We start from the raw sequence: 23,918 nt of genomic DNA, 5'->3' as shown, positions 1-23,918 counted from the left end.
CGGGGCGGGCCCATTGCCGGTTATAATCGCTGTGATTCGCATAGCGCCGGTCGTATGGAGCCTTCCTTGAAAACACGCCTGCTGGGTGCCGCCGTCCTGATCGCGCTGGCGGTCCTGTTCCTGCCGATGATGTTCCCCAGCACGCCGCCGAAGACCGATGCCGACCAGACGGTCAGCCTCGCCATTCCGCCGGCACCGGATCGCGAACTGCAGTCACGCACGCTGGACGTCGCCCCCGCCGGCACGCCGCCCGCGAACGGCGTGGCCGCCGGAAGCACGCCCGCCACGCCGCCCGCGACGCCAGCCTCCGCGCCGGCCGCCGTCGTCACGCCGGGCAATGGCAATCGCCTGGCTTCGGTGGACATTGCAACCCGCAAGCCGGCCGATGCGTTGCCGGAAGACTTCGCCACGCCTGCTGCCGCCAACAAGCCCGCCGTGGCCGCGGCTACGAAGCCTGCCGCCAAGCCGGCGCCGGCCACCGTGCCCGCCGCGACGCCTCCCGCTCCCGCGCTGCCGGCAGGTACCGCTGCGCGCGGCAGCTACAGCATCAACCTCAGTGCCTACGCCGATCACGCCAAGGCGGACGCCCTGGTTCAGAAGGTGAAGGCGCTGGGCTACCCGGTCAGCACGGCCGCCACCACGCAGGCCGGCAAGTCGCTCACCCGAGTCACCGCTGGCCCCTTCGAGACGCGTGCGGCAGCCGAAGCGGCCCGGTTGAAGATCGTCGCCGCGGTGCCGGGTGCGCCGGCCAGCCTGTCGTCCAAACCGGAGACGCAGGCCGCCGACGTGGCGCCCGCGCCGCGTCCGGCGACCGCCCCGGCGGCGACGCCTGCCGCCAGCCCTGCGGTGCCCGCCGCCGCCCCCCGCGCAGGCGGTTTCGCCGTGCAGGTCGCCGCCGTCAGCAGCGAGGCCGATGCCACGCGCTTGCGCGACAAGCTGCGCGCCGCGGGCATTCCGGGGTATGTGGACAGCGTCGCCGCGGGCAGCGGCAAGCTCTGGCGCGTGCGCGCCGGGCCGCAGACGCAGCGCGACGACGCAGTGCGCCTCAAGGACCAGATCAAGGCCAAGGTCGGTCTCGACGGCGTCGTCGTCACGGCGCCGTAACGGCCCGCCACCGCTCGCGCAGCCGGAGTAGCACGTGAACTGGGCCGATTACGTCATCCTCGCCGTACTGTTCCTCTCGGTCTTGATCGGCCTGGCACGCGGCCTCATTTCCGAAGTGCTTTCGCTGGTGATCTGGGTGGCGGCGTTCTGGATCGCGTGGTTGTTCGGTCCGGTCGTGGCGACCTACCTCGAAGGCAGCGTATCGCTGCCGACGGCGCGCATGGCCATTGGCTACGGTCTTTGCTTCATCACCGTGCTGCTGGTCGGTGCGGTGTTTCGGTTCATTATTTCGCGCCTGGTGTCGAGCACCGGTATGGGCGGCATGGATCGCCTGTTCGGCATGTTGTTCGGTCTGGCGCGCGGCGTGCTCATCGTGAGTGGCGTGGTGTTCCTGCTGAACTTCACGCCGTTGCCGAACGAGCCGTTATGGCGGGAGTCCGCCATGCTGCCGCAGTTCGCCGCTCCGGCGGCATGGCTGGGTCAGCAGGTGCCATCGAATGTGCGCAGCTACATGCACCCGCCCGAGGCGCTGCGAAACATGAAGATGCCTGATGTGTCATTGCCCAGTCGGGACGATTTGATGAAACTGCGCGACCTGGCGACGCCCGCGCAGCCCTCGCAACATCCGAATGCTCACCCTGCCGCCGCGTCCACGGCGGCCCCTTTGTAGAAGGCAACACCCATGTGCGGAATCATCGGCATCGTCGGTACCACGGAAGTGGCATCGGCCCTGTATGACGGCCTGACCGTCCTGCAACATCGTGGGCAGGACGCCGCTGGCATCGCCACCGTGGACGGCGCACGCCTGCGCCTGCACAAGGGCAATGGCCTGGTCCGCGACGTCTTCAACTCGGCGGGCGTGAGCAAGCTGCGTGGGCGCATCGGTATCGGTCACTGCCGCTATCCCACGGCAGGCTCCGAAGGTACGGAAGAAGCGCAGCCCTTCTACGTCAACTCGCCCTACGGCATTGCCTTTGCCCACAACGGCAACCTCGTGAATACCGAGGCCCTGCGCAAGGCGATGTTCGAGGACGATCGCCGCCACATCGACACCGACTCCGACTCCGAAGTGCTGCTCAACGTGCTGGCGCACGAACTGCAGGTGGACGATCGCGGCGACCTCACGCCCGAGCATGTGTTCAAGGCCATATCGCGTGTGCATGGGCGCGCGCGGGGCGGCTACGCGTGCATCGCCCTCGTGCTCGGCTACGGCTTGATCGCCTTCCGCGACCCCAACGGCATCCGTCCGCTGGTGCTCGGCGAGCGCGTGACGCCGGAAGGCCGCGAGTACGCCGTCGCCTCCGAGTCGGTGGCGCTGGACGTGCTGGGCTTCAAGCGCGTGCGCGACATCGAGCCGGGCGAGGCAGTCATCATTACCGACGGTGGCGAGCTGCATGCGCAGCGCTGCGCGGAAGGCGCCGTGCATGCGCCGTGCATCTTCGAATACGTTTATCTCGCGCGTCCCGATTCGATGATCGAAGACGTCTCGGTGTACAAGGCGCGCCTGCGCATGGGCGAAAAGCTGGCCGAGAAGATCCTGCGCGAGCGCGGCCCCGATCACGGCATCGACGCCGTGATTCCCATTCCCGACACGTCGCGCACTGCCGCCAGTTCGCTGGCCCAGGCACTGGGCGTGCCGATGCGCGAGGGGCTCGTCAAGAATCGCTACATCGGCCGTACCTTCATCATGCCGGGGCAGGGCGAGCGGGTGAAATCCGTGCGCCGCAAGCTCAACGCCATCGATCTCGAGTTCCGCAAGAAGAACGTGCTGCTGGTGGACGATTCCATCGTTCGCGGCACCACATCGAAGCAGATCATCCAGATGGCTCGCGACGCGGGTGCGAAGAACGTGTACTTCGCTTCGGCGGCGCCGCCGGTGCGCTTCCCCAACATCTACGGCATCGATATGCCTGCCGCCTCGGAGTTGATCGCGGCCGGCCGTACGGTGGAAGAAGTGGAGAAGGCGCTCGGCGCGGATTGGCTGATCTACCAGGATCTGGACGATCTGATCTGGGCCGTGGCCGACGGCAACGAAGACCTAACGAAGTTCGATACGTCGTGCTTCTCGGGCGAGTACGTGACCGGCGTGGAAGCGGCCTTCCTCGAACAGCAGGAAGCGATGCGCTCCGACGCAGCGAAGAACGAACGCCGCAGCGCGTAGCCACCTGGGCGGCACGCCAAGCGTGCCGCCACACTGCATGAACGACCTGCACGCTGCCGCCCACCGTTGCCTCCAAGCCACCGACCCGGCCGAGAAGGTGCGTCTGACCTTTGAGGCATGGTCCGCGTTGGAGGCCGGCACGCTCACGCCCGATGCGTCGTCGCCACCGGCTGCGCCGATCGGGCCGCCTGGACGTCCGTCGCGTCCACGCCTCGTGCCGGCACGGCAACTGGCCCAACGCGGGCTCGGTACGGCCGAAGGCCGCGCGGCGCTCGTGCATGCCATCGCGCACATCGAGTTCAACGCCATCGACCTCGCCTGGGATGCGGTCTATCGCTTCCGCGGCAAGCCTGACGCCTACTATCGCGACTGGGCGTCGTGCGCCAACGACGAGGCGCGGCATTTCACGATGTTGACGGGGCGGCTCGCCGAGCTCGGCCATGCCTATGGCGATTTCGACGCGCACAACGGCCTGTGGGAAATGGCGGAAAAGACGGCGCACAGCGACACCGCGCGCATGGCGCTCGTGCCTCGCGTGCTGGAAGCGCGCGGGCTCGACGTTACGCCGGGCATGATGGAGCGCCTGCGCCACCAGGGCGACGATCGCACGGTGGCGATCCTTGACGTGATCCTGCGCGAAGAGGTGGCTCACGTGGCGGCGGGTACGCGTTGGTTTCACTGGTGCTGCGCCCGCGACGGCATCGAGCCGGAAGCGACCTTCGCGCAATTGCTGACCGATTACATGAACGGATCGCTGCGTGGCCCGTTCAATCTCGACGCGCGCCGCGAGGCGGGTTTCTCCGAGTCCGAACTGGTCTGGCTGGGTACGCTGGGCTGAGGTGGTTGAGCCTCTGATCCGGCTTGTATTCGTCTGCCTCTAGGAGGCGTCATGGCGGCGAGGGGCGGCTTGCTGGTGGGAGCCACCCTGGTGGCGATGGGTTTACCTCACCGCTACACCGCTTCGTTGGCTTATCGCCACTAGAGTGGCTCCCACCAATCGATGGAAACGTGCCGGTGGGAGCCAGCCTGCTGGCGATGGGGGCTTGCCTCGCCGCCATGACGCTCCTACAAGGGCATCGGCACCGTCAGGCCGCGTAGTTCGACCGATGGCCCGTCGATGCGCAATACCGAACCATGGTCGTACCAGTCACCGAGCACGATGCGCTGGGCGGGCTGCCCGTCGAGCGCGAAATCGTGGACGGCAGGGCGATGCGTGTGACCGTGGACGAGCCGCCGCACGCCAGCAGTACGCATGGCGTTTTCGACGGCGCCCTGGTTCACGTCCATGATCGTCTCGTCGGTCTGACCCGTGCGCGATTTGCTGTCGCTGCGCGCCTTGGCGGCGAATGCACGGCGCGCTTCCAGCGGCATGGCGAGAATCTGCGCCTTCCATGCGGCCGTGCGCACCTGCGCGCGCACGGCCTGGTATTCGGCGTCGTCCGTGCAGAGCACGTCGCCGTGCATCAGCAGCGTGGGCGCGCCTTCGATCTCATGCACGGTACCGTCGTCGAGCAGCGTCATACCGGCGCGCTCGGCGAAGGCTTCGCCGAGCAGGAAGTCGCGGTTGCCGACCATGAAGTACACCGGCACACCGGCATCGCGCAGTGCACGCGTCGCCGCGGCGATGCGTGCAGGCAGTTCGGCGTCGTCGTCGTCCCCGATCCATGCTTCGACCAGATCGCCGAGGATGTAGAACGCCTTGGCCGATCGGGCCTCGGATGAGGCGAGGAACCGTTCGAACAGTGCGGTGATGTCGGGCCGGGCGTCGTCGAGGTGCAGATCCGCGATGAACAGCGTGGTCATGCGGGCTTCTTCGCGGACTCGGTTTTCTTGTCGGTCTTCTTCGGCGGCCCGCTGGTCTTGGCCGGTTCCGCCGTGCTCTTCGCCGGTGCGGCGGCGGGCGCCGCAGCCTTCTCCTCGCCGACGACGCTGGCAGATTCGATGATGACGAGCGGATTGGGCACGTCGCCCACGAACGGACCCTGGGCCCGTGTCGGCAACGCCGCGATCTTGTCGATGGTATCCATGCCTGACACGACCCGGCCGAACACGGCAAAGCCCCAGGTCAGGCTGCTCTGGTTGCTGACGTAGTCGAGCCGGCGATTGTCGACGAGGTTCACGAAGAACTGCGAGGTGCCGGAGTTCGGGTCGGTGCCGCGCGCCACGGCGACGGTGCCACGCAGGTTCGACAGGCCGTTGTCGGCTTCGCTGGGAATGGCGGCGCGGGTGCGGCGCTGGGTTAGGTCGCGGCTGTAGAGACCACCCTGGACCATGTAGCCGTTGACCACGCGATGGAACACCGTGCCGTCGTAGAAGCCGTCGCGCACGTACTGGAGGAAATTGGCGACGCTCTTGGGCGCCTTTTCCGGAAACAGCTCCAGCGTGAAGTCGCCCTGGCTGGTGTGCATGTTGACCCGCGGGTGCTCCACCGAAGACGGAGGCGGTGCCGTTGGCTTGGTCGGCTGCTGCGCCATCGCGGCGGCGGGCAGGGCGAGTAGGGCGCTGGCGAGTACGGCTCTGAGCATGGGTGACCGGTCGTGACGGTGAATCGATCTCGCCATGATACCCCCCTTTGCCCGCCGGTCGTCGTCAGCCCTTCACTCGGTAACGATCTCCAGTTCCAGACCCAGCTCGGCCAGTGGCTCGCGTTCCTGATCGAGGTCGGCCTCCGTCAGCGGATGCTGGTCGAGCCAGTCCGCGGGCAGGGACAGCCGCAGGCGCTGGCGCGTGGCCACCGCGCGGATGCGCGGCAGTGCCTCAGCGCGGCGCGCGCGACGGAACAACACGCCCAGCCGCAGGATGGCGATGATGTGCCTTGCCAGGACGCGATAGCGCACGGGCAACGCCGAGATCACCGACTTCTCGGGCTTGCGCCGGTGCGATTCGACGATGGCCGCCAGCAGTTGCTGTTCCTGCCGCGAGAAACCGGCGAGGTCGGCATGACGCAGGATGTACGCGCCATGGCGCTGATGCTGGCTATGCGCGATGGCGAGACCGAGTTCGTGCACGCGCGCGGCCCAGGAGAGCCACTCGCGCGCGTCGTCGTCCAGCTTCCAGACCTTGGCCAACTGGTCGAAGATCGACAGCGCCGTGGTTTCCACGCGCCGCGCCTGTGCGCGATCGACGCCGTAGCGGCTGGCAAGAGAATCGATGCTCGCCATGCGCGGATCGGTACCGGCCGAACGCCCGATGAGATCCCAGAGCAGACCTTCGCGCATCGAGCTTTCCGACACGCGCATGCGTTCGATGCCGAGCGCCTCGAAGGCGGCTTCGAAGATGGCGACGCCGCCGGCAAAGACTTCCGCGCGATCCTCGGCCAGGCCGGGCAATTTCAGGGCACCCGAGGCGCCTTGTTCGATCAAGGCCTCGCGCACTGCCGCCAGCGCATCCGGCGTGATGCCGTCGTCGGACAGCTTCATCGCGCGCACCACGGAACCGATGGACTTGGCGGTGCCGGAAGACCCGTAGGCATCGGCCCAACCGGCTTCGCGGTAATCCTCGGAGAACTGCTGCAGCAGCACGCCGATCTCTCGACGGGCACGCAGCCAGCGTTTGCGGGTGATCTTTCCGCCCGGGAAAAAGCGCATCGTGGACGCGATACAACCGACCTGCACGCTCTCGGTGAGGATCGGCGCGGTGCCGCGTCCGATGATGAATTCGGTACTGCCGCCGCCGATGTCGATCACCAGGCGGGGATCGCGCGACGCTGGGAGATCGTGCGAAGCGCCAAGAAAGATGAGGCGACCTTCTTCGCGACCGGAGACGATTTCCACCGGATGGCCCAGGGCGGCCTCGGCAGCCGACAGGAACGCATGCGGCGATGCGAGCCGGCGCACGGTATTGGTCGCCACCGCACGAACATGCAGCGCGGGAATGCCCGCGATGCGCTGGCCGAAGCGGGCCAGGCTGGCGAGGGCTGCAGAACGATGGGTGGCGTCCAGCGTGCCATCGGGGCGCAGGCCCACCGCCATGCGTACGGGATCGCGCAGGCGGTCGATGACACGTGGCTCGCCGTGTTCGTAGCGCGCAACCACCATGTGGAAGCTGTTGGAGCCGAGGTCCACGGCGGCGAGCAGTTCGCCTTCGTTGATCTGGGATTTAGCGGTCGGTGCCATCGGCGAATTCTGGCATGGCTGGATGGGTGAGGGTAGGCGCGCTTTGGGTGGGAGCCGCTATAGCGGCGAGGGAAACTTGCCTCACCGTTTCATCTTCGCGTGCCTGGAGTGATTCGGCTACACCGCTTCGTGGGCTTCTCGCCGCCATGGCGGCTCCCACAAGATGGCGACTCAGGAAGGACCTGAGACGGGACGAGACTTCGGCAACGCCGAAAGCACGAACAGGACGATGCAAAGAAAGCCGAACACCCAGTAATCGGTGGGCGCCGGTCCCCACCAGTGGCGATGCCACGGCACGTTTTCTGGAGTGAACCGGGCGAGGCCGAATGCGGGATTGAGCACGAACCAGAGGCCGTCCTCGGCCACCCAGAACAGCATCACGCAGGCCAGAACACGAACCTGCGCACGCCAGCTCCAGAAGCCCCGGAAGACCATGGGGAAATGAAAGGCCAGCGCGATGAACGGAAAGACCCAGGCGTGATAGCCCGTCATCGGACGGCCACCCCAAAGCAGGTCGAGCAGCCAGTGATGTTCGATGCGCCAGGTCGGCAGGCTCGTGGCCCATCCGTGCGACCCCTCGATCTCGATTTCGACGTGGGCGAAGAAAAAGGCGAGCAGGAGCGTATACAGGGCGGTCGACACAACGGCGGCGACACGACGACGCGGGGAATGACTCATGCACCGTCCAGATGCGCGAGCACGGTATCGATCACGTCGCGGGCCGCATGCGGCCGGCCGATCGCCCGCGCATTCGCCGCCATGGCGGCGAGCCGCGCGGGCTGCGCGCGCAGTTCGCCCACGCGCCACGCCAGCGCCACGGCATCGATCGCCTTCCACGCGGCGCCCTGTTCCAGCAGGTAGTCGGCGTTGCGTTCTTCCTGGCCGGGAATGGGCGCGTTCACGATCATCGGCAGGCCCATCGCGAGGCATTCGGACGTCGTTAGGCCGCCGGGTTTGGTAATCACCAGATCGCAGCACGCCATCAGCCGATCCACGTGGGCGGTAAAGCCGTGCGGGAACAGCCGACCGGGGAAGCGCGTGGCGGCGAGCGCGCGCAGGCGTTCGAGCGCAGCGGCGTTGCGGCCAGCCAGCACGACGAGTTGGAACCCTTCGCCGGTGGCGAGCAGCTTTTCGGCCAACACATCGAGCGCGCCGACGCCTGCGCCGCCACCCATGACCAGATAGGTCGGTTGGGCGGGGTCCAGGCCGAACGTCGCGGCGAGCGCACGTCGGTCGTGCGTCTCGGCAAACGCAGGCATCACAGGGATACCTGTCGTATGCACGCGGGAGGCGGGCAGCCCCACGGTACGCATGCGGTGCGCAATCTCCGGGCTCGCCGCGAAATAGCCGGTCATTTCCGGAATGACCCACATCCGATGCAGATCGAAATCGGTCACCTGCAACCAGACGGGCGTGCTGATGCGTCCCTTGCGGATCTGGCGCATGAGCATTTCGGCGGGCAGGAAATGCGTGCAGACGATCGCATCCGGCGCGAATTGCGCGATAGCGGCGCGCAACCGCCGCGTATGCAGCCGCTCGATCGTGCGGCGCATGCGCTGGGTCACGGCTTCGGGCCGGGTGTCGTCGGTGATCCGGTAGAGCATGCCCCACAACTGCGGATGCCGCGTGATGAGGCGCAGATAGAAGTCGGCATAGATGCGCCGGAAGCTCGACGGCACATAGTCCATCACGTCGAGATGCCGAACCTCGATGTCGGCACCCTGCGCGGCGAGCGCACCCACTGTCGCATCGAGTGCCTCCGCGGCGCGCACATGCCCTGCGCCGGCCGACACAGACAGCAGGAGAATCCGCCGCGTCATCCGCTGTAGGCCACGAGCAGCGCCTGCTGCGCGTTGTGCGGTGCCTCGCCCTTGGCCGGGTGGCTGCGCGTATAGCGTCCGTCGCTGCCCAGAAGCCAGGCCTGTGTGTTGTCGCGGAGGTAGTTGTCCAGCGTTTCGTCGTACACGCGCTTCGCCAGGGCGGGATCGAGGATCGGCACGCCGATCTCGATACGACGCATGAGGTTGCGTTCCATCCAGTCGGCGCTGGCGCAATACAGTTCCGGTTCGCCGTCGTTGCCGAACCAGTAGACGCGGCTGTGCTCGAGGAAACGTCCGACGATGGAGCGTACGCGGATGTTCTCGGAGATTCCGGGGATGCCGGGGCGCAACGTGCATGCGCCGCGGATGATGAGGTCGATCTGCACGCCCGCCATCGAGGCACGATACAGCGCCTCCACCACGTGGGCCTCATTCAGTGCGTTGAGCTTGGCGACGATGCGCCCGGGGCGGCCGTTGCGCGCATGCTCGGTTTCCCGCTCGATCTTGCCCATCACGCTGGAGTAGAGCGTGAACGGCGAATGCAGAAGACGCTTGAGCTGGATCATCGGGCCCAGGCCCGAGAGTTGCTGGAACACCTTGTGGATGTCCTCGCCAATCTCCGGATCGGCCGTCATCAGGCCGATATCGGTATAGCCGCGGCTGTTGCCCTGATGGTAGTTGCCGGTGGACAGATGCACGTAGCGGCGCAGCCCGCCGTTCTCGCGACGAACGATCAACAGCATCTTGGCGTGCGTCTTGTAGCCCACCACGCCATAGACCACCTGCACGCCGGCTTCCTGCAAACGGTTCGCAAGCCCGATGTTCGCTTCCTCGTCGAAGCGCGCGCGCAGCTCGACGACCACGGTCACGTCCTTGCCGTTGCGGGCGGCCTCGACCAGGATGTCGACCAGTGGCGAATCCTTGCCCGCGCGATACAGGGTCTGCTTGATCGCCAGCACGCCCGGATCCTGCGACGCCCGGCGCAGCAGCTCCACCACGGAAACGAACGATTCGTAAGGATGGTGCAGCAGTACGTCGCGCGTTCCAAGTACGTCGAACTCGTTCGTGCCTTTCTCGAAGACGGGCGGCAGGCGCGGCGTGAAACGCGGGAACTTGAGTTCGGGCCGATCGAGCTGATCGTAGATGACGCCCGCCCGGATGATGTTCACCGGGCCCTCGCAGCGATAGACGTCCGTTTCCTCGAGTTGGAAGTTCGCGATCAACATCTCCGTGATCGCGCGCGGACAGTCCTCGCCCACCTCAAGGCGCACCGGTCGCGCATAGCCACGGCCCGCCAGCTCTTCGCTCAAGGCGCGGGCCAGGTTTTCCACGTCCGCTTCCTCGACGGTCAGCTCGCTGTTGCGCGTGACGCGGAACTGGTACGCCGCGCACACCTGAAAGCCAGGGAAGATCTCGTCGGCGAAGGCCTGGAGTACTTCGGCGAGGAAGACGAAGTCGCCTTCGCCGCCGGACACTTCGGCAGGCAGGTGAATGATGCGCGGCAGCGAACGTGGCGCGCGGACCAGGGCCATGTGACCTTCGCGACCGAAGGCGTCGCGGCCCTTCAGCACCACGGCCAGGTTCAGTGTCTTGTTGAGGATGCGCGGGAACGGATGGGCGGGATCGAGACCGAGCGGTGACAGCACCGGCATGATCTCGTTCTGGAAATACCCTTGCAGCCAGCGGCGCTGCTTGTCGCTCCAGTCGTCACGCGTCAGGAAGCGGATGTCCTCCTCAGCCAGCGCAGGAAGCAGTTCGTTGCGCCAGATGGCGAACAACTCGGAGAACAGCTCCAGCGCGCGTTCGCGGATGCACGTGAGGATCTCGGTGGATGAAAGACCATCGGCGCCCGGTATGGCCGCGCCCAGCGCATGCTTGTGCTTGAGCACCGCCACGCGCACCTCGAAGTATTCGTCGAGATTGTTGCTGACGATGGTCAGGTAGCGCAGCCGCTCAAGCACCGGAACATCGGGATCGCGTGCCTGCGCCAGCACGCGGAAGTTGAATTCCAGCGCGGCCAGTTCACGGTTGATGTAGAGCTCGGGGGCACCGAGGTCGATAGGCTGGATCATGCGTTCCGGGGGTCCGTTCATGGCGCGATGGTGGCTCATCCGTGATCATGCCGAAAAGCGGCGATGCAGCAACCTGTGCTGCATCGGCTGGCGCGGCGCGGCCGCTGTCAAGGATGCAGCCCGGCCACTTCCTGCAACCGCGTGCCGTCGAGCAAGCGCTCGCTGCTGAAAATGCAGGCAAAGGTGGAGCCCTTGCCCGGTTCGCTTTCGATCGAAAGACGCGCCTGATGCAGGTTGAGCACGTGCTTCACGATCGACAGGCCCAGGCCCGTACCGCCCGAGTCGCGCGAGCGGCTGGACGAAACGCGATAGAAGCGCTCGGTCAGACGAGCGATGTGCGCAGCGGGGATGCCGAAGCCGGAATCCTGCACGGAGAACTGCGCGCCATCCTCGGCCTCGGCCCAGCGGATGGCAATGCGTCCGCCCGTCGGCGTGTAGCGCACGGCATTGCTCACGAGGTTGGAGAAGGCGCTGTGCAGATCCTTGGGCGATCCGAGCAGGTCGTAGGAGGTGGCGATGTCGAGCGAGACGGTGTGCCGGCCCTGGCTGAGCGCCTCGGCTTCCTTGCGCAGGCTGGCCAGCAGCGGGGCCATCTGTACTTGCTCGTCGGCCACGTGCTCCTGCGTTTCGAGACGCGACAGCGTCAGCAGGTCTTCCACGATCTGGCCCATGCGCTTTGACTGCGCGCGCATCTCGTCGAGTACGGGCGCGAGCTCGGGCACGTCTTCGGGATCAAGCAGTTCAAGGTAGCCGTGGATCACCGTCAGCGGTGTGCGCAGTTCATGCGACACGTTGGCGACGAAGTCGCGACGGATCTGCTCCAGCCGCGTGAGATGGCTGGTGTCGCGCGCCAGAAGCAGCCGCTGCCGACTACCGAAGGGCAGCAGCGTGGCCGTGACGTGGCGATTGGGATGGCCCGGGGCCGTCACATCGTTCAGCGGTTCGCGGGCCCCATCGGCCAGCCAGTCCGCGAGTTCCGTGTTGCGCAGCAGGTCTGCCAGCGTCCGCCCGCGATCCCGCGGCCGCTTCAGGCCCAGGAGTTCTTCCGCGGCATGGTTGAACCAGCGCACGTGCAGCGAGTGGTCGAGCAGGACCACGGCGTCGGGAAGGGTCCCGGCCGCACTGCGCAGGTCGCGCAGGCGGGATGCGATTCGGCGGGTGCGAGTCATCAGACGGTCATGCTCAGGGTGGGGCGTGGCGGACGATTGCAACATTGGCCCCGACTTGTGACGGAACAGCGACAGCAGGACGACGATTTCCGCCAGCGCGACGATCGTCACGCCAAGCCAAGGCGTGCCGGCGAGCGCACCCACGCCGCCGCCTGCCAGGAGCAGTGCGGCGCACGCGGCGGGCAACCGCCAGGTGGAAAGAAAACGATCAGGCATGGACACGGCCGGTAACGGTCTGGTGAGTCGCACCATAGCGCGGCTGGCCCGCCGATACCTACTGGCCCGCCAATAACTAGGTGTTGGACGAGAACCGGTAGCCCGCGCCACGAACGGTCTGCACCATGTCGTCGAGCTTCCATGGCTCCAGCGTCTTGCGCAGGCGTCGGATGTGCACGTCCACAGTCCGCTCTTCGACGTAGACGCTGCCGCCCCAGACATGGTCGAGCAGCTGTGCGCGCGAGTAGACCCGCTCGGGGTGGGTCATGAAGAAGAACAGCAGGCGGTATTCGGTGGGGCCGATCGGCACCGCGTCTTCGCCCGCGAACACGCGGTGCGCCGGGCCGTCGATACGCAGGCCGCCGAGTTCGACCACGCCGGAGCCGTCGTCGCCCTGGCTGCGGCGAAGCACGGCCTTGATGCGGGCGATGAGCTCGCGGGTGGAGAACGGCTTGATGACGTAGTCGTCGACGCCGGCCTCCAGGCCGTTGACGCGATCCATCTCCTCGCCGCGCGCGGTGAGCATGATGATGGGAATCTCGCGCGAGAGTTCCTCGCGGCGCAGACGACGGGCCAGTTCGAGCCCGCTGGTGCCCGGAAGCATCCAGTCGAGCAGGATCAGGTCCGGCACGCGCTCGGAGATGGCCATTTGCGCGGCACGGGCGTCGGCGGCATGCGCCGCGTCCATACCCGCCTTGCGAAGCGCGAAGGCGACCATGTCGCGAATCGAAGCTTCGTCTTCCACGATGAGAATGCGTTTGTGCACGCTGGGACCGCTCGGATGGCCTGTGACCGTCATATTGCAGCCCTGCCGTGTTACACGGCAATGACAATCGTCACAATGGCGTGCCGGAAGCCGGCGTCCGGGCCCGATTACTGGCTGCGGCCGTCCGGATTGTCGTCGGTCGTGATGCGGCGCTTGCGCAGTTCCATCAGCAGCGGGGTCAGGTCGCTGATGCGGGCCTGGATGCGCGAGCGCTGGTAATAATCGAGATCGTCGCGCTTGAGCAGCCGGCGCAGTTGCTCCATCGCATCGAACGGGCGGCCGGAGAGATACGCGCTGTCCGCGTAGGCTTCCGCGGCACGGACCGAATCGCCCGAGCGCTCGCTGGCGCGGGCGAAGGTGCGGAAGATTTCCGGGTCGTCGCTGTCGTCGAGCATGGGGCGCAGCATCGTGGCCGCGGTGCGGGCATCCTCCGCACGGCCGCTGTTGGCCAGGGCCTTGGCATAGCCCAGCGCCACTGCGCGATTGCGCGGCGAGTTGTCGTGCAGGGCCTTGTAGATGGCCATGGCGTCGCCGTGCCGGCCAGCGTCCTCGTAGGCATCCGCCAAAGCAAGGCGGACCACCACGTTCCCCGGCTGGCTCGCCAGGAGCGGCTGGAGCTGCTCCACCGCCTGTGCACCGTGGCCGGTGCGGATGAGGGTCAGGGCGTAGCCATAGCGGTTGGCCGCGGTGTCGAAATCCTTGCGCTTGAGATTGGTGGCGTAATAGGTCGCCAGGCGCTGGGCGTCGCCCGAGAGCACCCGTACCCGCTCGCGCATCAGGGCATAGGTGTCGCCGACGCTGTCCTTCGCCACCTTGCCGGCCGTGCCGACCAGGGCGGTGGGATCCTTCACGAACAGGACGGGCGCGGTGCTTTTCTCCCAGGTGGCCTTGTCGATCGTGGAGAGGCGCGGCTTGTTCGCCTGACGTTCTTCGAGCACGCGGGCCCGCGCCTTGGCATCGCTGATGCGCGCGAGGGTCACCGGGTGGGTCTGGAGCAGGGCGGGCAGGGCTTCCTCGCCTTCGCCCACGCGCATGGTGTCCTGCATGCGGCCGAAGAAGTCGGCCATGGCGTCCGGATCGTAGCCGGCGTTGGCGAGCGTCTGGATGCCCACGCGGTCGGCTTCGATTTCGTCCTTGCGGGTGAAATTGATCTGCCGCTGGAGCAGCAGGCCCTGACCGCCCATCAGCACCGCGGGGGCGGCATCGCCCGCACCGCCGCCCGCGCCAGCGGCGATGGCACCGAGCAGCACCAGGGCCATGAGCGGGGCGTTCTTCTTCGAATCTTCGAAGGCCCGATAAAGGTGATTCTGGGTGATGTGGCCGATTTCGTGGGCGATCACGCCCGCCAGCTCGCTTTCGCTTTCCGTGATGTTGATCAGGCCGGCATTGACGCCGATGTAGCCACCGGGTGCGGCGAACGCGTTGATCTGGGTGTCGCGGACGATGAAGAAGGAAAAATGGTCCTTCGGGCGGTCGCTGGCGGCGACGAGACGGTAGCCCAGGTCGTTGATGTACTGGTCGAGCAGGGCGTCGTCGACCGTCAGGTCGAGCGCGTGCATCTGGCGCAGCATCATCGCGCCGTACTCGTCGGCTTCGCGCGGGCTGATCAAGGCATTGGCGGAACTGCCCAGTTCTGGCAGGCGAATGGCGTCCTGGGCCCCGGCGACCAGGGTCGCGAGGGTGGCGGCGGCGAGGACGGCGAGACGGGGGAGGGACGGGCGCATAGGTCGAGGGACGATACCATCACCAAATGAAGAGATGCCTTCCACGCGGAACGCGTTGGGATGGCTTCGACCGCGAACACCGAGCGGGGTTCGTCACCTCCTTGTAAAATTCGCTTTCGGCCGTCATCTTCCCGCCATTCGGCCTCTCCGAGATCTCCGCCATGTCCACACCCGACATCACCATCTATTCCACCGCCGTCTGCCCTTACTGCGTCGCTGCCAAGAACCTCCTGAAGGCCAAGGGCCTGGCTTGGAACGAGGTGCGCATCGACACCGATCCCACCCAGCGCGACGTCATGCTGGAGAAGAGCGGTGGCCGCCGCACCGTGCCGCAGATCTTCATCAACGGCACCCACGTGGGCGGCTTCGACGACCTCGCCGCGGCCGACCGCAGCGGGCGTCTTGCCGAGATCCTCGAGGCGACGCACTGATGGCCGGCGATCGCGTGGAGGAGTTCACCGCATTCCGCAAGCGGATGAACGAGCGCATCCTGAGCGAGGACAACCAGGTCGTGAAGCGCTTTTTCGCGCTCGACACGCAGACCTACCGTCCCGGCGCGCTGGACGTAAAGACGAAGGAAATGCTGGGCCTGGTGGCCTCCATGGTGCTCCGCTGCGACGATTGCATCAGCTACCACGTGGCCCAGTGCAAGGAAGCGGGCGTGCAGCGCGACGAGTTCTTCGAGGTGTTCAGCGTCGGGCTCGTGGTGGGCGGATCGATCGTGATCCCGCACCTGCGCCGCGCCGTGGACTTCCTCGATTCGCTGGAAGCCGACGCCCCGGCCGACGCTGCCGCGTGCGCGGATCATCCCGCCGCGTGAGTCGCCCGCGCCGCTGCGGCGGCGCAAACCTTGAAGGAAGTGGGCCGGATCGCCGATAATTGGGCGATTTTCTTCCCCTCGCGCGTCTTTCGGCGCGCACCGCGTCCCGCTTCCCTTCAGGAGTTTTCCCCATGAGCAAGACCATTGCCGTGATCCCCGGCGACGGCATCGGCCCCGAGATCATGGACGCAACGATCCGCGTTCTCGACGCGCTCGACTGCGGCCTTACCTACGACTACGTGGATGCGGGGGTGGTGGCGCTCGAAAAGCACGGCGACCTGCTTCCCCAGGCCACGCTCGACGCCATCGAGAAGCACAAGGTGGCCTTGAAGGGCCCGCTGACCACGCCGATCGGCGGTGGCTTCACTTCGATCAACGTCACGCTGCGCCGCAAGTTCGATCTCTACGCCAACGTCCGCCCGGCGATCAGCTTCCCGGGTACCAAGGCGCGCTACGAGAATATCGACATCATCACGGTGCGCGAGAACACCATGGGCGCGTACATGGCCGAAGGCCAGACGCGCGAGGGTGAGGGCGAGAACGAGGTGGCCGTCTCGGTCATCCGCAACACCCGCCCGGGCATGGAGCGCATCTGCCGCTACGGGTTCGAAATGGCGCGCAAGAAGGGCCGCAAGAAGGTCACGGCCGTGCACAAGGCCAACATCATGAAGACCTCGTCGGGCCTGTTCCTCGACGTGGCGCGTGAAGTCGCCAAGGACTACGTCGACCTCGAATTCAGCGAGATGATCGTCGACAACGCCTGCATGCAGCTGGTGATGAACCCGTACCAGTTCGACGTGATCGTCACCACCAACCTGTTCGGCGACATCCTTTCCGACCTCTGCGCCGGTCTCGTCGGCGGTCTCGGCCTCGCGCCGGGCGCCAACATCGGCAAGGACGCGGCCATTTTCGAAGCCGTGCACGGTTCCGCACCGGACATCGCCGGTCAGAAGAAGGCCAACCCCTGCGCGCTGCTGCTTGCCGCTGCCGACATGCTCGACCACCTCGACATGGTGGCGAAGGCGACCCGTCTGCGCAGCGCCATCCGCGACGTGATGGACGCCCGCGACCGCACCACGCCGGACGTGGGCGGCACCGGCACCACCGACACGTTCGGTGACGCCATCGTCGAGCGCATTCGCACTACGGCCTGATCCTTCGTTGCAAACGATATGTGAATCATTTTTTCCACGTATCGTCACAAAAGTGCTTGCAAGAATCTGGCCACGTCCATATACTTGCTGACTCTGATGCGGGGTGGAGCAGTCTGGCAGCTCGTCGGGCTCATAACCCGAAGGTCGCAGGTTCGAATCCTGCCCCCGCTACCAGTTTCAACTTTAACGGCGCGATCTCTCGTAGATCGCGCCGTTTTTTGTTGGGCGCTTGCTTGGCGCCGGGGCTTGGTCGCCCAACGTTCGGCACTGTTTGCCGGACCCGCGCCCCTCTAGCTTTGGCACTACCAAGACAAGGAGCGATACATGAGAGCGATCGGGAACATCATCTGGTTTGTATTCGGTGGGTTGGTCATGGGCCTCGGCTGGTGGTTGGCGGGGCTGGTGGCACTCGTCACCATCGTCGGCATTCCCTGGGCGCGTTCGTGCTTCGTCATCGGCCAGTTCGCGTTCTTTCCGTTCGGCAAGGAAGCGATCGATCGCCGTGAGCTTTCAGGGCGGGGCGACATCGGCACCAGTCCGCTGGGCACGATCGGTAACATCGTCTGGTTCGTGTTCGCCGGGATCTGGCTGGCGATTGGGCACGTGTGTTCCGCCATCGCGTGCTGCGTGACGATCATCGGCATTCCGTTCGGCGTGCAGCATCTGAAGCTGGCGGGTATTGCGCTGGCGCCGATCGGCAAGACGATCGTCAGCACCGACGTCGCCTCCGCGTCGCGACGGATGAACGCGGAAGCGGCGGTGCTAAGGTCGCGCGGGATCGCCTGACGCGGACGCTTACTGCGCCGCGGTGCCGAACACGGGGTCTTTGAGCCCGACGATCGCATGCGAGCCGCCGGGCTGCATCTCCAGCACGACCACGTCGTTGCGACCTTTGCGCAACCACGACGCCGGCACATAGAGGGTCTGCTGCGGGCCGATGTTCCAGAATCGGCCGAGATGGTGGCCGTTGATCCACACGTTGCCCTTGTGCCAGTCGCGCATGTCGAGAAAGGTGCCGGCAACGTTGGCGATCTCGAAGCTGCCGCGCCAGAAAGCCGGATCATCCGGCGCGGCGTCGGCTTTGAAGACCAGGCCGGAGAGATCGTCGAGGGGTAGGGGATAGACCGTCCATCCGGTGATGTCCATGCCATCGACCTGCACCGCGGACGTGATCCCCTTGTTGTCGTCCTCCATGCCCGGGCCGATATTGATGCGGCCCATGTTCTCCACCAGCAGGTCGAGCGTGCTGCCCGCGGGAAGATCGACCGGCATCGCGTGTTCCTGCTTCACGCGATCCAGCGTGCCTAGGGGGCGGCCATCCGCAAGCACGGTGGCGTAGTCGTGCACGTCGCTGACGTCCAGTGTGCCCTTGGTATCGGCATCCAGGCGCTTGCGATAAAGGATCAGTCCGTAGTTCTGCCCGAACGCTTCCATGCCGTGCGGCACGAGGCTGGTCTGCGGCTTGGACAGCGACGGGAGCGCGTCGAGCAGCGATATGGCCTCGTGCAACTCGAAGCGCGGTATCGCCATGGTCGGCGAGGACGCCGGCGGTTCGGGGAGCGGTTCGCTTTTGGGTAGATGCGCTTGAATCACCTTGCGCAGCGCCCCGTATTTCGGCGTGAGTCGGCCCGCCTCGTCGATGGGCGAGTCGTAGTCGTAGCTCGTGGTGACAGGCAGGTACTTGGCGTCGTCGTTGTTCGCGCCGTTCATCCAGCCGAAGTTGGTGCCGCCGTCGATCATGTACAGGTTGAACGAGATGCCGCGATCGAGCATCCAGCCGACAGCGCTGGTGACTTCCTCGGTGCTGCGCGTCTTGTGCGGCTCGCTCCAGCGGTCGTACCAGCCGCTCCAGTATTCGCCGGCCATCTTCGGCATGTCGTGCATCATGGGCGCCGAGCGCAGGAAGGCGCGCTCGGTCTTCTTCGCGTCGCCGGTGAAGTTGATGACGGAGACGAGGCCGGGCAGGGATCCGCGGCTCATCCAGGTCGGTCCGGGACCGTTCGACATGAACAGGGGAACGTCGAAGCCGGCGTCGATCATCTGCTTGCGAATCGCTTCCATGTAGTCGCGATCGTTGCCGACGTAACCGTACTCGTTCTCCACCTGCATCATCAGGATGGGGCCGCCGCGCGTGCTCATCAGTGGCGCCAATTCCTGACCGAGGCGCTTGAACCATGCTGCGCTGGCGGCCAGGAAGCGCGGGTCGTACGAACGCACTCGAAGGCCCGGCGTACGTAGCAGCCATGCCGGGAAACCACCAAACTCCCATTCCGCACAGACGAACGGGCCGGGCCTCACGATGACGTTGAGGCCTTCTTCCTGGGCCGTTCGCACGAAGGCGGCGATGTCGTTGTTACCGCTGAAATCGAACTTGCCCGGTTCGGGCTCGCTGACGTTCCAGAAGGCGTAGGTGGTGATGGTGTTGAGTCCCATGGCGCGTGCCTTGCGCAGGCGATCGCGCCAGTCCGCGCGTGGGATGCGCGGGTAGTGCATCTCCCCGGAGCGAATGACGTATGGCTTGCCGTCGAGGAGAAATTGATCCCCCTGGATGGCGAAATGCGGTGGCGTGGCAGCGAGTGCCGGCACAGAGAAGAGGGCGGCCGACGCAGCCATGCAGGTCGACAGGAGCACGCTCAGGCGATTCACGGCAGCCTCCACTTGGGGTAGCCACCGAAGGTACAGAGCCCGGCGTGACTGTCGCAAGCCGATTGCGTCACACGATGAAAGGCCGCCCTGCCGCGTTCTGGCAGCCGATAAACGCAAGATCGATCAGGCATCCGCGCAGTGCTCCCGTTAGGCTCTCGTCCCATGACCGACCCGACCTCACAACGTTTCCGCCGCGTGCTCGACCACATCGACCGCCACCTCGACGGCGACCTCTCGCTCGATGCCTTGGCCGACGTGGCGTTCTATTCGCGCCATCATTTCCATCGCCGCTTTGCCGCGCTGACTGGTGTGTCCTTGCACCGCTACGTGCAGCTCACGCGTTTCAAGCGCGCTGCGTGGCAGGCGGCGTTTCGTTCGGACGTCTCCCTGCTGGAGATCGCACTGGACGCCGGTTACGACAGCGCAGAAGCGTTTTCCCGCGCCTTTCGACAACGGCTCGGGCAATCGCCCTCGGCGTTTCGCGAGGCGCCCGACTGGCGCGTCTGGGCCACCGCCTGGCACGAACTCGACGACGTAAGGAGATTCCACATGCCCGAGACACAGCGGATGGACGACGTGCGCATCGTCGATTTTCCCGCGACCGCGGTGGCCTGCCTTTCCCATGTGGGGCCACCGGAACGTGTAGGCGAATCGATCCGTCGATTCATTGCATGGCGCAAGGCGCATGGTCTCTCGCCTGCAAAGAGCGCGACTTGGAATGTGCTCTACTACGATCCGGATACCACGCGGCCAGAGGACTATCGCATCGACCTCTGCGTGTCATGCATCGAGCCACCGGGTGACGGTGAGGGTGTTGATGCCGCGCTATTGGAAGGCGGTCGCTGCGCGGTGCTCCGGCATACGGGGTCGGATGCGTTGCTCGGCGACGCCATTCGGTTTCTTTATGGTGATTGGTTGTCGGTCAGCGGCGAGGAGCCTCGCGATGCGCCGTTGTTCCTGCAACGCATCGCGTTTTTCCCCGATGTGCCCGAACACGAAGCGATCACCGATATCTTCCTGCCGCTCTCGCCGCAGCGCTGAGTCTGATGCGTGCGCAACAACTTGCGAACCCGTCGTCTGCCATCCGGCGGTGAATTCGCGCGCGATCGTCAATCCATTGATAAAGGATTGTGCGCTTTTGCGGCATACGTCGCAGATCTTGGGATTGCTCGCGCCGCGTTTAACTTCGATGAAAGCCTGACGAAAGCACGCGCATTGCTTCCTCGATGAACAGGGGGAGCAAAGAGGCGTAACGATGGGGGCATCGTAATTTCCTGCGAAATCAACGACCGAGCATCGCTCGGACGGCGGGAACGCGTTTCCTTACGTTGCGCTTGCAGTGTCAGCGCTTCCGCTTCGGCGGCGGCAATCCACGGGCTAATGGAAGGATCAATCATGAAGATCGATGCTTTTGCTTCAGGGATCACTCGCAAGACGGTACTGACCGCGGCCATCGCACTGGCGATGTCGTCGCTCTCCGCACACGCGGCGGACGCCTGGGTGTCCACGCATACTCAGGCGGCCATGCTTCCCGTCGCGGCAACGCAGGCACTTGCCACGTCGTCCACGGCAGCCACGCCGACGGCGTCAGGCTATGCGTTGAATATGACAGGTTCGCCACACATCGATGCCGCCGCGGTCACGGCGATGCCGGCCGATCATCCCCTACATGTCGCGGTCAGTCTGAAACTGCGCAATCCCGACCAGTTGCAGGCTTTCCTTGCTGCCGTTACGACGCCGGGCAACCCGCTCTACGGCAAGTTCCTCACCCCTGAGCAGTTCAGCGCGCGCTTCGGGCCCACTCAGGCACAGGTCGACGCGGTCGTCGCGCATCTGCAGCAGGCGGGCTTCACCAACATCGACGTAGCGCCGAACCGCCTGCTTGTCTCCGCAGACGGCAACGCAGGTGCCGCGGTCAACGGTTTCCATACGTCCATCAAGCGCTTCAACGCCAATGGGCGCGAGTTCTTCGCCAACGACGCGCCGGCCCTTGTGCCTGCCGCATTGGGCGATTCCGTCAATGCCGTGCTCGGCTTGCAGAACGTGTCGGTGAAGCATCCGCTGCACCACGTGTACAAGCCGGAGGACGTCACCGTGCCCGGCCCCGCCAGCAGTACGCAGGCCGCGTCCGCGGTCGCTGCGCACCATCCGCAGGACTTCGCGGCGATCTATGGCGGCAGCAGCGTACCAACCGCGAGCAACACCGCAGTGGGCATCATCACCTGGGGTTCGATCACGCAGACGGTGACCGACCTCAACAGTTTCACTGCCAGCGCAGGCCTGCCGACGGTGAACTCCACCATTACCAAGGTCGGCAGCGGTACGTTCGCCAACGATCCCGACTCGAACGGTGAGTGGTCGCTGGACAGTCAGGATATCGTCGGTATCGCTGGCGCCGTGAAGCAGCTGATCTTCTATACCTCGGCCAATGGTGACTCCAGCTCCAGCGGCATCACCAACGCGGGCATCACGGCGACCTTCAACCGTGCCGTGACGGACAACGTGGCGAAGCTCATCAACGTGTCGCTGGGCGAAGACGAAACGGCTGCCGAGCAGTCGGGTACGCAGGCTGCCGACGACGCGATCTTCCAGCAGGCCGTGGCACAGGGGCAGACCTTCTCGGTAGCTGCCGGCGACGCGGGCGTCTATCAGTGGTCGTCCGATCCGACCTCCGGGTCGCCGGGCTACGTCGCCAACTCGGCGGGCACGGTGAAGATCGATCTCACGCATTACTCCGTGAGCGAGCCTGCCAGTTCGCCGTACGTGATCCAGGTGGGCGGCACGCAGCTCTCCACCAGCGGCACGTCGTGGACGGGTGAGACGGTCTGGAACGAAGGTCTGTCCGCCATCGCCCCCAGCCAGGGCGACAACAACCAGCGCCTGTGGGCGACCGGCGGTGGCACCAGCCTCTACGAGACGGCGCCATCGTGGCAGTCGTCAGTCACCAGCTCGACGAAACGTGTCGGTCCCGACGTTGCGTTCGACGCGGCCTCGTCGTCCGGTGCGCTGATCGTCGTCAATGGCACCACCGAGCAGGTGGGTGGTACCAGCCTCGCATCGCCTCTGTTCGTGGGTGCCTTCGCGCGCATCGAATCGGCGGCAAACAACGCCATCGGTTTCCCGGCGTCGAAGTTCTACCAGGCGTTCCCGACGCAGACCTCGCTGCTGCATGACGTGACGTCGGGCAATAACGGCTATCAGAACCACGGCTATACGGCGACGACCGGCTTCGACGAAGCGACCGGTTTCGGCAGCTTCGACATCGGCAAGCTCAACACTTACGCCCAGGCGAACTGGGTCAGCGGGGGCGGTGGCGGCGGTACGAACGCTGCGCCGGTGGCGAACTTCAGCGTCGTCACCAGTGGCCTCACGGCCACCTTCACCGACAGTTCGTCCGACAGCGACGGCAGCATCGCCTCGCGCTCGTGGAACTTTGGCGACGGTGCAACGTCCACGGCCACCAATCCCAGCCATACGTACACGTCCGCCGGTACCTATAGCGTCAGCGAAACGGTGACCGACAACGCGGGTGCCACCAACACGAAGACCTCGTCGGTGACGGTGAGCTCGTCCGGTGGTGGCGGCAACGTGCTGCAGAACGGCGTAGCCGTCACCGGACTGTCGGCCGCCAAGAACGGAAAGCTCTACTACACCGTGGCGGTTCCCTCCGGCGCGACCAACCTGAAGATCGCGATCTCGGGTGGCACCGGTGACGCCGACCTGTATGTGAAGTTCGGCGCGCAGCCGACCACGTCCAGCTATGACTGCCGACCGTATGTCACGGGTAACACCGAGAGCTGCACGGCATCGTCGCCGCAGACGGGTACCTACTACGTGATGCTCAACGGCTATAGCGCGTTCTCCGGCGTGACCTTGAAGGCCACCTGGACGAACTGAAAACTGAGGTGAGAAGGAAAGGGCCGCCCCCGCGGGGGCGGCCCTTTTTTTGTTCAGCTGCCAAGAAGGGCGTTCTCAGCATTTGCTCTATTGCGGTAGTGGTTATTCGGCACGCGATAGGGTGGTGCTTCGATTGTTCAAGTGTTGCGAGATGCACCTACACCGAATGGACTGGATCGGTCGACGCCGCCGCGGCGCATGCTGGCTCACAGCCAACTCACTGTCGTTGCAGTGAGGGGAAGCCAAGGAGGACG

General features: G+C 65.6%; 21 protein-coding genes and 1 tRNA gene. 11 read left to right on the top strand and 11 right to left on the bottom strand.

Annotation, left to right across the window (positions count from 1 at the left end):
- Positions 1-66 precede the first annotated feature (66 nt).
- From IM816_RS11025 to IM816_RS11010, 4 genes are read left to right on the top strand one after another with little or no spacing between them, the layout of a single operon-like run.
- Entirely contained in the window at positions 67-1,104 is a 1,038-nt protein-coding gene (locus IM816_RS11025; RefSeq protein ID WP_250338118.1) for an SPOR domain-containing protein, read from the top strand.
- A gap of 34 nt (positions 1,105-1,138) precedes the next feature.
- Positions 1,139-1,774 (top strand): CvpA family protein, encoded by a 636-nt coding sequence (locus IM816_RS11020; RefSeq protein WP_250338117.1) that lies wholly within the window; start codon positions 1,139-1,141, stop codon positions 1,772-1,774.
- Between the two features lie 12 nt (positions 1,775-1,786).
- Complete coding sequence (gene purF / locus IM816_RS11015) at positions 1,787-3,265, top strand: amidophosphoribosyltransferase (protein WP_250338116.1); 1,479 nt, start codon at positions 1,787-1,789, stop codon at positions 3,263-3,265.
- A 37-nt stretch (positions 3,266-3,302) separates the two neighbouring features.
- The gene (locus IM816_RS11010; protein WP_250338115.1) at positions 3,303-4,103 is read left to right on the top strand and encodes a ferritin-like domain-containing protein; all 801 of its coding nucleotides are present in this window, start codon (positions 3,303-3,305) and stop codon (positions 4,101-4,103) included.
- Between the two features lie 227 nt (positions 4,104-4,330).
- Here the strand turns inward: IM816_RS11010 and IM816_RS11005 are convergent, their stop codons facing one another.
- The 9 genes from IM816_RS11005 to IM816_RS10965 form a co-directional block, all read right to left on the bottom strand.
- Entirely contained in the window at positions 4,331-5,068 is a 738-nt protein-coding gene (locus IM816_RS11005; RefSeq protein ID WP_250338114.1) for a UDP-2,3-diacylglucosamine diphosphatase, read from the bottom strand.
- Complete coding sequence (locus IM816_RS11000; protein WP_250338113.1) at positions 5,065-5,790, bottom strand: peptidylprolyl isomerase; 726 nt, start codon at positions 5,788-5,790, stop codon at positions 5,065-5,067. The genes IM816_RS11005 and IM816_RS11000 overlap by 4 nt, the downstream gene beginning before the upstream one ends.
- Before the next feature lie 72 nt (positions 5,791-5,862).
- Positions 5,863-7,380, bottom strand: a complete 1,518-nt coding sequence (locus IM816_RS10995) for a Ppx/GppA phosphatase family protein (RefSeq protein ID WP_072321313.1) — start codon at positions 7,378-7,380, stop codon at positions 5,863-5,865.
- 171 nt (positions 7,381-7,551) lie between these two features.
- Positions 7,552-8,058, bottom strand: coding sequence for a hypothetical protein (locus IM816_RS10990; protein ID WP_072321312.1), 507 nt, complete (start codon positions 8,056-8,058; stop codon positions 7,552-7,554).
- Complete coding sequence (locus IM816_RS10985) at positions 8,055-9,200, bottom strand: MGDG synthase family glycosyltransferase (RefSeq protein ID WP_250338112.1); 1,146 nt, start codon at positions 9,198-9,200, stop codon at positions 8,055-8,057. Before IM816_RS10985 ends, IM816_RS10990 begins: the two co-directional genes overlap by 4 nt.
- Positions 9,197-11,293, bottom strand: coding sequence for a polyphosphate kinase 1 (gene ppk1, locus IM816_RS10980; RefSeq protein ID WP_250338111.1), 2,097 nt, complete (start codon positions 11,291-11,293; stop codon positions 9,197-9,199). The genes IM816_RS10985 and ppk1 overlap by 4 nt, the downstream gene beginning before the upstream one ends.
- A gap of 86 nt (positions 11,294-11,379) precedes the next feature.
- Positions 11,380-12,657, bottom strand: a complete 1,278-nt coding sequence (phoR, locus tag IM816_RS10975) for a phosphate regulon sensor histidine kinase PhoR (RefSeq protein WP_425602574.1) — start codon at positions 12,655-12,657, stop codon at positions 11,380-11,382.
- Positions 12,658-12,733: 76 nt separating this feature from the next.
- Positions 12,734-13,423: a phosphate regulon transcriptional regulator PhoB gene (phoB, locus tag IM816_RS10970; protein WP_166698972.1), complete on the bottom strand. Its 690-nt coding sequence runs from the start codon at positions 13,421-13,423 to the stop codon at positions 12,734-12,736.
- 107 nt (positions 13,424-13,530) lie between these two features.
- On the bottom strand, positions 13,531-15,147 hold the full coding sequence (locus IM816_RS10965; RefSeq protein WP_250338110.1) for a M48 family metalloprotease: 1,617 nt from the start codon (positions 15,145-15,147) through the stop codon (positions 13,531-13,533).
- A gap of 161 nt (positions 15,148-15,308) precedes the next feature.
- On the opposite strand from IM816_RS10965, the gene grxC reads away from it, so the two are divergent.
- The 5 genes from grxC to IM816_RS10940 all read left to right on the top strand — a co-directional run bounded on the left by grxC (position 15,309) and on the right by IM816_RS10940 (position 17,907).
- Complete coding sequence (gene grxC, locus IM816_RS10960) at positions 15,309-15,578, top strand: glutaredoxin 3 (RefSeq protein WP_072321308.1); 270 nt, start codon at positions 15,309-15,311, stop codon at positions 15,576-15,578.
- The gene (locus tag IM816_RS10955) at positions 15,578-15,967 is read left to right on the top strand and encodes a carboxymuconolactone decarboxylase family protein (protein ID WP_072321307.1); all 390 of its coding nucleotides are present in this window, start codon (positions 15,578-15,580) and stop codon (positions 15,965-15,967) included. Before grxC ends, IM816_RS10955 begins: the two co-directional genes overlap by 1 nt.
- A 131-nt stretch (positions 15,968-16,098) precedes the next feature.
- Positions 16,099-17,121, top strand: coding sequence for an isocitrate dehydrogenase (locus tag IM816_RS10950; RefSeq protein WP_072321306.1), 1,023 nt, complete (start codon positions 16,099-16,101; stop codon positions 17,119-17,121).
- A gap of 97 nt (positions 17,122-17,218) precedes the next feature.
- Positions 17,219-17,295 (top strand) — tRNA-Met (locus tag IM816_RS10945).
- Between the two features lie 150 nt (positions 17,296-17,445).
- The gene (locus tag IM816_RS10940; RefSeq protein WP_072321305.1) at positions 17,446-17,907 is read left to right on the top strand and encodes a YccF domain-containing protein; all 462 of its coding nucleotides are present in this window, start codon (positions 17,446-17,448) and stop codon (positions 17,905-17,907) included.
- 9 nt (positions 17,908-17,916) lie between these two features.
- On the opposite strand, the gene IM816_RS10935 is transcribed toward IM816_RS10940, so the two are convergent.
- Positions 17,917-19,767, bottom strand: a complete 1,851-nt coding sequence (locus IM816_RS10935; RefSeq protein ID WP_250338109.1) for a glycoside hydrolase family 35 protein — start codon at positions 19,765-19,767, stop codon at positions 17,917-17,919.
- A 162-nt stretch (positions 19,768-19,929) separates the two neighbouring features.
- Here IM816_RS10935 and IM816_RS10930 point away from each other — a divergent pair, with 162 nt between their 5' ends.
- Positions 19,930-20,808, top strand: coding sequence for an AraC family transcriptional regulator (locus tag IM816_RS10930; protein ID WP_250338108.1), 879 nt, complete (start codon positions 19,930-19,932; stop codon positions 20,806-20,808).
- 68 nt (positions 20,809-20,876) lie between these two features.
- On the opposite strand, the gene IM816_RS10925 is transcribed toward IM816_RS10930, so the two are convergent.
- On the bottom strand, positions 20,877-21,164 hold the full coding sequence (locus IM816_RS10925; protein ID WP_250338107.1) for a hypothetical protein: 288 nt from the start codon (positions 21,162-21,164) through the stop codon (positions 20,877-20,879).
- Here IM816_RS10925 and IM816_RS10920 point away from each other — a divergent pair.
- Positions 21,163-23,664: a protease pro-enzyme activation domain-containing protein gene (locus IM816_RS10920; RefSeq protein ID WP_250338106.1), complete on the top strand. Its 2,502-nt coding sequence runs from the start codon at positions 21,163-21,165 to the stop codon at positions 23,662-23,664. The two genes, IM816_RS10925 and IM816_RS10920, sit on opposite strands and share 2 nt — an antisense overlap.
- Positions 23,665-23,918: the final 254 nt, after the last annotated feature.

This window comes from Luteibacter flocculans (assembly GCF_023612255.1).
Lineage (GTDB): Bacteria > Pseudomonadota > Gammaproteobacteria > Xanthomonadales > Rhodanobacteraceae > Luteibacter > Luteibacter flocculans.
The sequence above is the reverse complement of the archived record's forward strand: the minus strand, read 5'-3'. Positions and strand labels throughout refer to the sequence as shown.

What these genes read in the sequence shown, in the direction of transcription:
- purF (WP_250338116.1), top strand. Translation starts at nt 1,787, where the DNA reads ATGTGCGGAATCATCGGCATCGTCGGTACCACGGAAGTGGCATCGGCC.
- IM816_RS11010 (WP_250338115.1), top strand. Translation starts at nt 3,303, where the DNA reads ATGAACGACCTGCACGCTGCCGCCCACCGTTGCCTCCAAGCCACCGAC.
- IM816_RS11005 (WP_250338114.1), bottom strand. Translation starts at nt 5,068, where the DNA reads ATGACCACGCTGTTCATCGCGGATCTGCACCTCGACGACGCCCGGCCC.
- IM816_RS11000 (WP_250338113.1), bottom strand. Translation starts at nt 5,790, where the DNA reads ATGCTCAGAGCCGTACTCGCCAGCGCCCTACTCGCCCTGCCCGCCGCC.
- IM816_RS10995 (WP_072321313.1), bottom strand. Translation starts at nt 7,380, where the DNA reads ATGGCACCGACCGCTAAATCCCAGATCAACGAAGGCGAACTGCTCGCC.
- IM816_RS10990 (WP_072321312.1), bottom strand. Translation starts at nt 8,058, where the DNA reads ATGAGTCATTCCCCGCGTCGTCGTGTCGCCGCCGTTGTGTCGACCGCC.
- IM816_RS10985 (WP_250338112.1), bottom strand. Translation starts at nt 9,200, where the DNA reads ATGACGCGGCGGATTCTCCTGCTGTCTGTGTCGGCCGGCGCAGGGCAT.
- ppk1 (WP_250338111.1), bottom strand. Translation starts at nt 11,293, where the DNA reads ATGAACGGACCCCCGGAACGCATGATCCAGCCTATCGACCTCGGTGCC.
- phoR (WP_425602574.1), bottom strand. Translation starts at nt 12,657, where the DNA reads ATGCCTGATCGTTTTCTTTCCACCTGGCGGTTGCCCGCCGCGTGCGCC.
- IM816_RS10965 (WP_250338110.1), bottom strand. Translation starts at nt 15,147, where the DNA reads ATGCGCCCGTCCCTCCCCCGTCTCGCCGTCCTCGCCGCCGCCACCCTC.
- grxC (WP_072321308.1), top strand. Translation starts at nt 15,309, where the DNA reads ATGTCCACACCCGACATCACCATCTATTCCACCGCCGTCTGCCCTTAC.
- IM816_RS10955 (WP_072321307.1), top strand. Translation starts at nt 15,578, where the DNA reads ATGGCCGGCGATCGCGTGGAGGAGTTCACCGCATTCCGCAAGCGGATG.
- IM816_RS10950 (WP_072321306.1), top strand. Translation starts at nt 16,099, where the DNA reads ATGAGCAAGACCATTGCCGTGATCCCCGGCGACGGCATCGGCCCCGAG.
- IM816_RS10940 (WP_072321305.1), top strand. Translation starts at nt 17,446, where the DNA reads ATGAGAGCGATCGGGAACATCATCTGGTTTGTATTCGGTGGGTTGGTC.
- IM816_RS10930 (WP_250338108.1), top strand. Translation starts at nt 19,930, where the DNA reads ATGACCGACCCGACCTCACAACGTTTCCGCCGCGTGCTCGACCACATC.
- IM816_RS10920 (WP_250338106.1), top strand. Translation starts at nt 21,163, where the DNA reads ATGAAGATCGATGCTTTTGCTTCAGGGATCACTCGCAAGACGGTACTG.
- IM816_RS10925 (WP_250338107.1), bottom strand. Translation starts at nt 21,164, where the DNA reads ATGATTGATCCTTCCATTAGCCCGTGGATTGCCGCCGCCGAAGCGGAA.